Source organism: Bacillus sp. BB081 (assembly GCF_008368895.1).
Taxonomy (GTDB): domain Bacteria; phylum Bacillota; class Bacilli; order Bacillales; family Bacillaceae_G; genus Bacillus_A; species Bacillus_A wiedmannii.
This window is the reverse complement of sequence record NZ_QOZX01000006.1, coordinates 115,855-128,715: the sequence shown is the minus strand read 5'-3', so window position 1 is coordinate 128,715 and position 12,861 is coordinate 115,855. Positions and strand designations below refer to the sequence as shown.

Below are 12,861 nucleotides of genomic sequence, written 5' to 3'. Positions count from 1 at the left end.
TTCACCCCCGGTAATTTGTATCGAGCATGCTACGCAGCTTTTTCGCAAAGCCCTCATCTAACACAGCTACAACGACTCGCTCGTCTCTCCCAATCGCATGCCCTAATTGTTGTCGATTTTCGACCTTTCTCATTGGTACGTTGTAATACGTCGCTTTATCCGTGATGCGTTTTGTAGTATTTGCTGACGCATCTTCAGATAGCAATACAAGTTTTGCTTTGCCACTTCGTACTTCTTTTAAAACAAGTTCTTCACCCGAAATAATTTTCCGAGCCCGGTTTGCTAGTCCTAAAAACGATTTCCAATCGGACACTTATTTCGACTCCTTCTCAACAAGCTCAAGAAGCTCTTCGTATAGAGAACCGTCGATTTTCGCTTTTAGATGATGTTCCAAAACATTTTTCTTTTGAGCTTGAAGAATACTTTCTTTATCTTTTGACAAATAAGCACCTCGTCCTGATTTCTTTCCAGTTAAATCAATGGACACTTCTCCCTCTTTGGAACGAACAATGCGAACGAGCTCTCGTTTTGATTTCATTTCTTGCGTTGCAACACATTTTCGTAACGGAACTTTTCGATTGCTCATACTCATCACCTCTATTCGATTTCGTCTTCAACTGAATCGAATCCGAATGCGATTACGCTATCTTCTTCTGTTACAATACCAAGTTGTTTCGCATCAGACTCACTCTTAATATCAATTTTCCAACCTGTTAATTTAGCTGCAAGACGTGCATTTTGTCCACGCTTACCAATAGCTAATGACAGTTGGTGGTCTGGAACAACAACTGTTGTTGCTTTTTCTTCTTCATCTACAAGCACTTTAACAACTTGTGATGGGCTTAAAGCATTTGCAACATATTCTACTGGATCATTTGACCAGCGAACGATGTCAATCTTTTCGCCTTTTAGTTCGTCTACAATGCGTTGTACACGTTGTCCTTTCGGTCCTACACAAGAACCTACTGGATCAACATCAATGTTCTCTGCATGTACAGAAATTTTAGAGCGATCGCCTGCTTCACGTGCTACAGAACGAATTTCAACAGTTCCATCATAAATTTCAGGAACTTCCATTTCGAATAAACGTTTTAAAAGACCAGGATGTGTACGTGATACGTAAATTTGTGGTCCTTTCGTTGTTTTTTCTACTTTCGTAATGAATACGCGAATACGATCATGTGGTTTGTACTGTTCGTTTGGCATTTGCTCACTTACAGGTAATAAAGCTTCTACTTTCCCTAAGCTTACATAGATGAAACGAGCATCTTGACGTTGTACGATACCCACCATGATATCTTCTTCACGGTCACTAAACTCAGAGTAAATAACACCACGCTCTGCTTCGCGCACTCGTTGTGTTACAACCTGTTTTGCAGTTTGTGCTGCAATACGACCAAAATCTTTTGGTGTTACTTCAATCTCTAGTACGTCACCATCTTGATAGTTTGGATTAATTTGTCTTGCTTCTTCAACAGAAATTTCAAGACGTGGATCAAACACATTATCAACAACGTCTTTACGTGCTAAAACTTGAATTGTTCCCACTTCTGGGTTAAAGCTCACACGAACGTTTTGTGCTTGGTTAAAATTGCGTTTATAAGCAGAGATTAACGCTGCTTCAATCGCATCAATAATAATATCTTTGCTAATTCCTTTTTCTGACTCTAATACGAGCAAGGCATCTAACAACTCAGTGCTCATGAAGATCCCCCTTCTAACTAAAACGTAACAGCAAGTCGCGCATTTGCAACTTTATCCATTGGAATTTGGATTTCTTTTTTACGTGTTTTAATTGTTAATAATAATGTAATTGTAGTACCATCGTAGGAAAGTAGCTTTCCTTCAAACATTTTTTCACCATCAATCGGCTCATATGTTTTAATTGCCACTTGTTTTCCTACCGCTTGCTGGAAGTCTTTCTCTTTCTTTAATGGGCGTTCCGCTCCAGGAGATGATACATCCAAAAAGTAAAGATGAGGAATTGGATCCTCTTTATCTAAAGCTTCGCTTAAACGTTCACTTACCGCACCGCATTCTTCAATGTCGACTCCCTTTTCAGAATCGATGAATACGCGTAAGAACCAGTCTTGTCCTTCTTGCACATACTCTACATCTACAAGTTCAAGATTTAACTCTTCAACGATTGGCTGCGCAAATGCTTCTACAACTTCTGTGACTTTCTTATCCATAAACAGCCTCCTTCCTGCCGCCATGTACCATTTACAAGAAAAGACCCCGTCCATAAAAACGGTCCATCTTATTCTTTCTCGTTAGCTAACAAAAGCCCCTGCCGTTAAGCAGGGAATATCTGTCTTAGTATTACCAAATTTAAGAAGTAAAACTTGTAACAAAATATGTATATACGACAGAAATTTCTTACCTCTCCACATCAATAAAACGTAGATAGTAACACGAAAGAGTGGGTTTCCCCACTCTTTTTTTTACACAATATACATGACATGGTTATCTCGGTTAATAGTATACCATAGCAAATGTTGATTTGCAAAGAATTTTCCTACCTATTAGAACAGTGATAACTGGTTTTGATCAGGTAGATCGCCTAAGCAACCTTGACTATCTAAATACTCAATAATTGTTTTCGAAACCTTACTGCGCTGCTGTAAATCTTCTTTTGATAAGAAATCTCCATTTTTACGTGCTTCTACAATACTTAAAGCTGCGTTTGTACCAAGTCCAGGCACTGCATTAAATGGAGGAATTAAAGTATCCCCATCAATAATAAATTCTGTTGCATGCGAACGGTATAAATCAACCTTTTGGAATGAGTATCCACGCTCACACATTTCAAGTGTCATTTCTAGTACTGTTAATAAACTTTTCTCTTTCGGCGCTGCATCCAAACCTTTTTGCGCAATTTCATCAATTCTTACACGTATAGATGCTGAACCTTTCGCCATCGCCTCTACATCAAAGTCATCTGCACGAACTGTAAAGTATGCCGCATAGAATAGAAGCGCGAAATGTACTTTAAAGTATGCAATACGTACAGCCATAAGTACGTAAGCAGCCGCATGGGCTTTAGGGAACATGTACTTTATTTTCTTACATGAATCAATATACCAACCTGGTACATTATTACTTTTCATGTCATCTTCCCATTCTTCCGGTACACCTTTACCTTTACGAACTGACTCCATGATTTTGAAGGCTAATGATGGGTCTAAACCTTGATAGATTAAATATACCATGATGTCATCACGACAACCGATAACTTCACTCAGCGTACATGTACCGTTATAAATTAACTCGTTTGCATTACCAAGCCATACGTCTGTACCATGTGATAGTCCAGAGATTTGGACTAACTCAGAGAATGTCGTAGGTTTCGTCTCTTCTAACATCTGCCTTACGAATTTCGTACCAAACTCTGGTATACCAAGTGTACCTGTTTTACAGTTAATTTGTTCTTCCGTTACCCCTAACGATTCCGGGCCTGAGAAAATTTTCATTACTTCCGGATCGTCTGTTGGGATTGTTTTCGGATCAATACCACTTAAATCTTGTAACATACGAATAACAGTAGGATCATCGTGTCCTAGTATATCAAGTTTCAATAAATTATCATGAATGGAGTGGAAATCAAAGTGTGTCGTTCTCCACTCAGCCCCTATTGAATCTGCCGGAAACTGAATTGGTGAGAAATCAAAGATATCCATGTAATCTGGCACAACGATAATACCACCTGGATGCTGTCCGGTTGTACGTTTTACGCCCGTACATCCTGCTACTAAGCGGTCAATCTCTGCATTTCGAATCGTTAAATTATGATCATTTGCATAACCTTTTACATATCCATAAGCCGTTTTTTCCGCAACTGTACCTATTGTACCCGCACGGTATACATAATCTTCACCGAACAGTACTTTCGTATAGTTATGGGCACGTGGTTGGTATTCCCCGGAGAAGTTCAGATCGATATCGGGTACCTTATCTCCTTTAAATCCAAGGAACGTTTCGAACGGAATATCATGTCCATCTTTCACGTATGGAACATTACATGCAGGACATTCTTTATCCGGCAAGTCAAAACCAGAACCTACAGAACCATCATTAAAGAATTCTGATTGCTTACACTTCGGACATACATAGTGTGGTGGTAATGGGTTTACTTCTGTAATTTCCATCATCGTTGCAACGAATGATGAACCTACCGATCCACGCGAACCTACTAAATATCCGTCTACTAACGATTTTTTCACAAGCTTATGTGAAATTAAATAAATTACGGCAAATCCATGCCCAATAATACTTTTTAATTCTTTTTCTAAACGCGCTTCTACAATTTCAGGTAACTTTTCACCATAAATGCTACGCGCCATTTTATAACTCATGTCACGCGTCTCATCATCTGCACCTTCAATTTTCGGTGTATATAGATCATCTTTCACTGGATGAACATCCCCAATTAATGATGCAATCTTTTGTGTATTCGTTACAACAATTTCTTTCGCTACGTCTTCACCTAAGAATGAAAAACACTCTAACATTTCATCCGTTGTACGGAAATGTACAGGCGGTAATGAATGTCGGTTTAACGGATTGGCTCCGCCCTGCGAACTGACTAAAATTTTGCGATACATCGCATCCTCTGGGTCTATATAATGCACGTTTCCTGTAGCAACAACTGGTTTATCTAACGTCTCACCTAGTTTTACTAAGTTAGAAATAATTGTTTTTAATTGTCCCTCATCTCGAACAAGTTCACGCTCTACTAAATGACGTAACACCTCTGGAGGCATTACTTCAATGTAATCATAGAACTGCGCAATTTCTTCTACCTCTTCAGGAGCTTTTTGCATCATCGCCTCAAACACTTCACCTTTATCACAAGCCGTTCCTACTAAAATTCCTTCACGATATTTTTTTAATAGTGACCTTGGTACTCGTGGTACACGGTAAAAGTAATTTAGGTGAGAATAGGAAACAAGTTTATATAAATTTTTCAACCCTACATCTGATGTGGCAAGTAACGTCATATGACTTGGACGTCCACGCTTATACGCATCCCCTTGCCCCATGCTATCATTTAATTGATCGTGATATTCAAATCCCTTTTCAATCACATCTTTTAACATTTTCACAAGTAAGTATCCCGTTGCTTCTGTATCATAAATCGCACGGTGATGTTGCGTTAATTCAATATCAAGCTTTTTACACATCGTATTTAATCGATGGTTTTTCATTTCCGGGAATAAGAATCTTGCAAGTTCTAACGTATCAATAACAGGATTATTCGTTTTTTCTAGTCCAGCCTTTTTAAAACCTACGTTAATAAAGCCCATATCAAAACTTGCATTATGAGCAACAAGTGTATGGTCGCCCATCCATTCTTCAAACTTTTTAAACACTTCGTCCACTTCTGGTGCATCCGTTAACATATCATCTGTAATACCTGTTAATTCAATAATCGTCGCAGATAATGGTTGATGTGGATTTGCGAAAGATTCAAAGCGGTCAATAATTTCGCCACCTTTTACTTTTACAGCCGCTAACTCGATAACAGTATCATATACAGCTGATAAACCTGTCGTCTCCACGTCGAAAACAACATAAGTTTCCTCTGCAAGTAAACGATGCGCTTCGTTATATGCAATCGGTACACCATCATTAACTAAATTCGCCTCTACACCATATATAACTTTAACCCCAGCCTTTTTACCCGCAGAATATGCCTCTGGGAAAGACTGCGCAACAGCATGGTCTGTAACAGCGATTGCCTCATGTCCCCATTTACCTGCTTGGGCAACAAGTCTAGAAACAGGAGTAACAGCGTCCATTTGGCTCATCGGTGTGTGAAGGTGCAGCTCTACACGTTTTTCACCTTCTGGCGCTTTATCTTTACGAGACGGTCCTGTTATTTCATTTATATCATTTGCAATCATTACTAAATCTCGAACGAATGTATCATTTTGAACAGAACCACGCGCTTTCACCCACATTCCTTTTTTCAAGGATTGCAGCATTGGAATATCTTCTTTGTCACGCGAGAACATTTTGATCATAATTGAATCCGTATAGTCTGTTATTTTTAAAGTTAATAACGTACGGCCACTACGTAGCTCTTTCGTTTCTACATGGAAGACATACCCTTGAACTGTTTTTCTTCTTTCTTCATCTTGAATTTCTCGCATCGGTGTAATCTCTTCATCCGGCTTAATAAGATATCCGAGTACAACCGGTCCTTCATGCACAACGCTACTTTCTTCAGCTTGCTTCTTTGCCATTTCTTCCATAGCTTGTATAACACGTTCACGATCTTCTTGCTGCGTTTGCTCACGAAACTTTTGCATTTCTTCTGTATTTTGCTGTATATGTGTGTCTAACTGAAAACGCGGGAATCCAAAAGTTTCGTATTGATCCCCTACTGGTTTCGCAACGTTTTTCTTTAAAGCAGTAGATTCCAGCTCATTATTCACATTTATTAGCAACTTCACTCCATTCACCTGCGGAAGCTGCTTTTTTAAGTAAGCAAACATAGGTGAAAATGTAATTCGTTCCGTACAAAGTGGCCAATACGCCCTCACTTCTTCTTCTGTAAATTGTTTATTCTCTGTTTCTAATGCAAATGTTGTTCTTGCAATATGAGAAAATGATTGCTTAAGCTTTGTTTCTAGCAATTCATATAATTCTGTAGGCAAAATTCGTGGCACTTGTAAATCAAAATGCCAACTTTTATTCGCTTTATCAATAACGAGCCTTTCAATGCCACCACCTTGTAAATATTGATTTATAAGGTCGTCTGGTATTTGCAACTGCTGGAGCAAAATTTGAAATCGCTCTTGTTGTTCATTTGTTAAAGACATAAGCACTCTCCTTCCATTTGCTATTATAAATTGAAACGTACTACAAAGAAAGATTTCTCCCTTCTTCTTTTACAAAATACGTTTACAAAGAAAGAGAAGGTACCTCATTACGAGGTACCTCTTCTTATTTTAAAATATTTGCAATATATGTTTGAAGTTCTTCTACTTTCACTTCTTCAGACTCGCCTGTAGCACGTACTTTCACTTCTACAATACCTTCGTCTGCTTTTTTACCAACTGTCACGCGAACTGGAAGGCCGAATAAATCTGCATCTGCAAATTTAACACCTGCACGTTCTGCACGATCATCTAGTAATACTTCGTACCCTTGCTCTTGTAATGAGTTGTAGATGTTTTCACCCATTTCACGTTGCGCATCAGATTTCATATTTACTGGAATTACATGCACATGGAACGGTGCAACAGCTTTTGGCCAAACTAAACCGTTCTCATCATTAAACTGCTCTGCGATTGCTGCCACTGTACGAGATACACCGATACCGTAACAACCCATAATAAGTGGTTGTGTTTTTCCGTTTTCATCTAGGAATGTTGCGTTCATTGCTTCACTATAACGAGTTCCTAATTTGAATACATGGCCAACTTCAATTCCGCGTGCGAAAAGAATTGTTCCATTTCCATCTGGAGACTGGTCTCCTTCTTGAATGAAGCGTAAATCTGTATATTGACTTACTTTAAAGTCACGTTCTGGATTTACATTTACATAATGGAATCCTTCTTCATTCGCTCCTGAACATCCGTTAACAATTGATGCTACAGCATGGTCTGCGATAATTTCGATATCCCCTGTTACACCAATCGGTCCTAAAGAACCAACTTCACAGTTTAATAATTCTTTCACTTCTTCATGAGAAGCAAGCTCAACAACTGAAGCGCCGTATACATTTTTCACTTTTACATCGTTTACTTCATGATCACCACGAACAAGTACAACTACTAATTTCTCATCTACTTTAAATACCATAGACTTAATGCACTTGTCAGCTTCAATGTTTAAGAATGCAGATACTTCTTCAATTGCTTTTTGATCTGGTGTTGCTACTTTTTCAAGTGCCTTTTCTGCTTCATCACTCTTCGTATACGTAGCTACCACAGGAGCCATTTCGATGTTTGCTGCATAATTAGATGTATCAGAGTATGCAATTGTATCTTCACCAACTTCAGATAATACCATAAATTCATGCGTATCTTTTCCGCCCATTGCTCCAGAGTCAGCAATAACTGCACGGAAATTCAAGCCACAACGAGCAAAAATGTTAGAGTATGCTTTGTATAAGCGATCGTATACTTCATCTAAGCTCTCTTGTGTAGCATGGAAAGAGTATGCATCTTTCATTAGAAACTCTCTTCCACGTAATAAACCGAAACGAGGTCTTTGTTCATCACGGAATTTTGTTTGAATTTGGTACAATGTTAACGGTAATTTTTTATATGATTTCACTTCATCACGTACAAGATCCGTAATTACTTCTTCATGTGTCGCTCCTAATGCGAATTCACGAGCGTTACGATCTTTCATACGCATTAATTCAGATCCGTAAGAATACCAACGGCCTGATTCTTGCCATAATTCTGCAGCTTGCATCGCTGGCATTAATAATTCTACAGCTCCTGCGCGCTCCATTTCTTCTCGAACGATACGTTCTACTTTGTGTAGTACTTTTAATCCAAATGGTAGAAAACTATAAATACCAGAAGCATTTTGACGCATAAAACCTGCACGAAGTAATAACTGATGACTCTTAATCTCCGCATCAGCTGGAACTTCACGTAATGTAGGACTGAATACCATACTTTGTTTCATTTATTCGCACCTCTTCATTTTACTCTTACACGCAGTAAAACCCCTCACCTCGAGTTAGGTGAGGGATTTTATTCTACGAGCTCTATTTCATTATAAGTTTCACTTTATTTTACAAGAAAAACTTACGAATGTCATTCCAAGTTACAACTAACATAAGTAACATTAATAATGCAAAACCAATAAAGTGAACCATTCCTTCTTTTTGGCGGTCAATTGGTTTCCCTCGTAACGCTTCAATTAAGAAGAAGAACAAACGTCCACCGTCTAAAGCAGGGACTGGTAGTAAATTAAATAAACCAAGGTTAATACTTAAAACTGCCGCTAAACTTAATACACGCGTAAATCCATAATCTACGACTTGATCTGTTAGATTATAAATTCCTACTGGACCTGACAACTCATTAATAGAGAATTGACCAGTTACTAATTTCACAAGTGAATCAAAAATTAGTTTTGTCCATTGGTATGTTTGTTCAAATCCTGATTTAATAGAACCCATTACTGTTTTCTCTACTGGAGAGTAAACACCAATTCTACCTACTTCGTCTTTTCCTTCTTTATCGAGTGTTGGCGTTACTTTTACATTAAACTGTTCATTATCACGCTTTACTTGTAACGTAATTTCTTTATTTGGGTTTTCACGTACAATGGTAACAACATCTTTCCATGTACTTGTGTTTTTCCCATCGATTGCTTGAATTGTATCATTTTCTTTTAATCCGGCTTGCTCGGCTGCACTATTCTCCATTACTTTTCCAACCATTGGCTTGTCAACAGGAACACCTTGTACAAATCCAAGAATCACAAAAATAACAAATGCTAAAATGAAGTTCATTGCAGGACCTGCAAAGATTGTTAAGGCACGTTGACCCAATTTCTTGGAGCCGAACTGCCTATTATACGGAGCAATTTGTATTTCTTCACCCGCAGTAATAATACGAGCCTTTTCATTCACTCGGAATGTTTGAAGCTCTTCCTCGTACTCTTCATAGCCCGAAATTGCTAAATTATGCTCTAAATCAGCTTGTTCGACTTCAATGACACGAACATTTGGATACTTTTCATATCCATCAAAAACTAATTTCGCAACTTCGTCTTTTTCATTTAATACAAGGCCAACCTTTTTTCCAGGCTTTAACTCAACTGTGTCTGCATCCTCGCCAGCCATTCTTACATAGCCACCAAGGGGCAGTAATCGAATCGTATACACCGTTTCATTCTTTTCAAATGAGAATATTTTCGGACCAAAACCAATCGCAAACTCACGGCATAAAATACCTGCTCTTTTTGCGAAATATAGATGCCCTAGCTCATGGAAAAATACGAGTGCACCGAAAATTAATATAAAGGCAATCGCTGTATTCAATTCCATACCACCTTTGCTAAATTTGTTCCATCACAAACCGTCTTGTGGTTGCATCAATTTCCAGAATTTCCTCTAAGCTCGGACGTGCAATGACATTGTGATGGTTCATTGCTTTTTCAATGAGGTCTTCCACTGTTAAGAAACCAATTCTCTTTTGTAAAAAAGCTTCAACAGCTACTTCATTCGCTGCATTCATTACAGCTGGCATACTTCCACCTGTTTTTCCAGCTTCATACGCAAAACGCAAACAACGGAAACGTTCTTGGTTCATTTTCTCAAAATGCAATGTTCCCATTTCCCATAAATTTAACTGCTTTGTGTCTGAAAGAGGTAATCGATCAGGATATGTAAGTGCGTATTGAATTGGTACTCGCATATCAGGTGAGCCAAGCTGTGCCATCACACTACGATCTTCAAATTCAACCATAGAATGAATAATACTTTCTTTATGTAAAACAACATCGATTTGCTCATAAGGGATACCAAAAAGCCAATGTGCTTCAATTACTTCTAGCCCCTTATTCATCATTGTAGCAGAATCAATTGTAATTTTCGAACCCATTGACCAGTTTGGATGTCGAAGCGCATCTTCTACCGTCACATGATGCAATTCATCTCTCGTTTTATCACGGAAACTTCCTCCAGAAGCTGTAATAATCAGTCGAGAAATTCTTTTTTCATTTTCACCATTCAAGCATTGAAAAATAGCTGAATGTTCACTGTCTACTGGAAGTAACGAAACATTATGTTTTCGTGCTGCTTCCATTACAAGATGCCCTGCGGTTACTAACGTTTCTTTGTTTGCAATTCCGATTGTTTTTTTCGCCTCAATTGCACGAAGTGTTGGTAACAACCCTACGCTACCTACAACAGCATTTACTACAATCTCTGCATCTGGATGTAATGCTACTTCTAAAAGCCCTTCACTACCATATACAATTTTTGTATTTCCAGAGACAGCTTGTAATTTTAAAACATCTTCCTCTCTTTGCACAGAGACAATTTGCGGAGAAAATTCTTGAATTACCTTTACTGCGTAGTCAATATTTTTCCCTACAGAAAAAGCAACGAGACGGAATTGGTCTGGGTGCGAGCGTAATACATCTAAAGTTTGTGTACCAATTGATCCGCTTGCACCTAATAAACTAATGTTTTTCATGACTCCAACCCCTCGTTCATTTATTAATTGTATTGTAATAAGAAGTAGAGAATTGGTAAAACGAATAACCAACTATCTGTTCGATCTAATATACCACCATGTCCAGGTAAAATTGTACCTGAATCTTTTACGCCATAATGACGTTTAAATGCAGATTGTACTAAATCACCAATTTGTCCAAAAATAGAAATGATAATTGTCAACACAATTAAAATCCCTACATTAGCCTCAACTGGGAAGAACATATTGTAAACAAGTGCCACAACAATCCCACAAACGATGCCGCCTAATGAACCTTCAATCGTTTTATTCGGACTAATTTCTGGCCATAATTTTCTTTTTCCTAATGCTTTCCCTACGAAATATGCGCCTGAATCGGTAGCCCATATAACAAATAATGCGCAAAACACATATTTAATTCCTAAAATTCTCGTTTCATTCAAATATAAGAATCCCATTGCAACATATGTTGTTGCCATTAGTAAAAAGGAAGCATGGTCAAAAGTAAATGTATTCTTAGAAAGGACTGTATATGATAAAAGTAATAAAACAATCACAAATGTGATTTCTAATTTACCTAATCCAATCCAAGTAAACAGTTCTGATGCACTACTTGGAATTAAAATAACCCATAATAATACTGCAGCTAAAACTGTTGGTACTGAAATAAGCGTAAGCTTATTCATACGAATTAATTCATATAAACCTATAGAAGCAAGTGCATACACTAAAACCGTAAAAGGCACGCCACCGTAAATTACGATGGGAATGAATAGCGCGGCAGCAACCACTCCAGTAATAATTCTCTGTTTCACTACCAAACCCTCTCTTTCTACACGCCTCCGAATCTGCGCCCTCTATGTTGAAAGTCTGTAATCGCATTTAGCAAATGTTCCTCGGTAAAATCTGGCCAATACACATCTGTAAACCAAAACTCCGAATATGCAATTTGCCATAACATGAAATTACTAATACGTAGCTCTCCGCTCGTACGGATTAACAACTCTGGATCAGGTAAAGAACTCGTCATTAAGTAGGAAGAAAGCATTTCTTCACTTACATCTTCAACACGAATTTTTCCTTCCTCACTATCTTTCACCATATGTTGCACAGCAGAAACGATCTCATCTCGACTTCCATAGTTTAACGCGAAATTAAGAATTAATCCCGTATTCTCTTTCGTATCTTCCATGGCCTTTTCCATCGCTCTGCGTGTATGCGTAGGAAGACGATCTTGTTGTCCTATCACTCGGACTTGTACGTTCTCTTCAATCAATTCTGGTAAAAATGTACCTAGAAATTCTTCTGGAAGCCTCATTAAATAGTCAACTTCCTTTTTCGGTCTTTTCCAGTTCTCAGTTGAAAAAGCATAAAGAGTTAACACTTTCACATTAAGTTTGCTTGCAAATTTTGTGATTTTCTTTACAACTTGCATGCCTTCATGATGTCCCGCAATACGAGGCATCGCTCTCCTCTTTGCCCATCTTCCATTACCATCCATAATGATGGCAATATGTTCTGGGATGTATCCTTTTTTCACTTTTTCAACGAGATGATCAAACGATGCGACCTTTTTACTTTTAAAAAAAGGAAAGTTTTTAAACATCATTCATACCCTCCAGCAAGCAGACGTATGCCTAAAAGTGTAAAAAGACCCCCTTAAGAAGAGGGTCATATTTGCGAA

General features: G+C 38.2%; 10 protein-coding genes. All 10 read right to left on the bottom strand.

What is annotated here, in order from left to right:
* Position 1: 1 nt before the first annotated feature.
* Positions 2-313, bottom strand: a complete 312-nt coding sequence (locus DN394_RS04525; RefSeq protein WP_001286521.1) for a YlxQ family RNA-binding protein — start codon at positions 311-313, stop codon at positions 2-4.
* Positions 314-586: an RNase P modulator RnpM gene (rnpM, locus tag DN394_RS04520; protein WP_000071127.1), complete on the bottom strand. Its 273-nt coding sequence runs from the start codon at positions 584-586 to the stop codon at positions 314-316. It abuts the gene before it with no gap.
* 11 nt (positions 587-597) lie between these two features.
* A complete protein-coding gene (gene nusA, locus DN394_RS04515; RefSeq protein ID WP_000102596.1) occupies positions 598-1,704 on the bottom strand; it encodes a transcription termination factor NusA in 1,107 nt (368 codons plus the stop codon).
* A gap of 17 nt (positions 1,705-1,721) precedes the next feature.
* Positions 1,722-2,192, bottom strand: coding sequence for a ribosome maturation factor RimP (rimP, locus tag DN394_RS04510; protein ID WP_000359098.1), 471 nt, complete (start codon positions 2,190-2,192; stop codon positions 1,722-1,724).
* A 333-nt stretch (positions 2,193-2,525) separates the two neighbouring features.
* A complete protein-coding gene (locus DN394_RS04505) occupies positions 2,526-6,827 on the bottom strand; it encodes a PolC-type DNA polymerase III (RefSeq protein ID WP_097917880.1) in 4,302 nt (1,433 codons plus the stop codon).
* Positions 6,828-6,951: 124 nt separating this feature from the next.
* A complete protein-coding gene (locus DN394_RS04500) occupies positions 6,952-8,652 on the bottom strand; it encodes a proline--tRNA ligase (protein ID WP_046956487.1) in 1,701 nt (566 codons plus the stop codon).
* Positions 8,653-8,761: 109 nt separating this feature from the next.
* Entirely contained in the window at positions 8,762-10,018 is a 1,257-nt protein-coding gene (gene rseP, locus DN394_RS04495) for an RIP metalloprotease RseP (RefSeq protein WP_046957401.1), read from the bottom strand.
* 16 nt (positions 10,019-10,034) lie between these two features.
* Positions 10,035-11,177 carry a 1-deoxy-D-xylulose-5-phosphate reductoisomerase gene (gene dxr / locus DN394_RS04490; protein WP_000790363.1) on the bottom strand — a complete coding sequence of 381 codons (1,143 nt, stop codon included), beginning with the start codon at positions 11,175-11,177 and terminating at the stop codon, positions 10,035-10,037.
* Between the two features lie 23 nt (positions 11,178-11,200).
* Positions 11,201-11,992, bottom strand: coding sequence for a phosphatidate cytidylyltransferase (cdsA, locus tag DN394_RS04485; protein ID WP_000813596.1), 792 nt, complete (start codon positions 11,990-11,992; stop codon positions 11,201-11,203).
* A 17-nt stretch (positions 11,993-12,009) separates the two neighbouring features.
* Positions 12,010-12,786 carry an isoprenyl transferase gene (gene uppS / locus DN394_RS04480; RefSeq protein WP_000971311.1) on the bottom strand — a complete coding sequence of 259 codons (777 nt, stop codon included), beginning with the start codon at positions 12,784-12,786 and terminating at the stop codon, positions 12,010-12,012.
* Between the last annotated feature and the right edge of the window lie 75 nt (positions 12,787-12,861).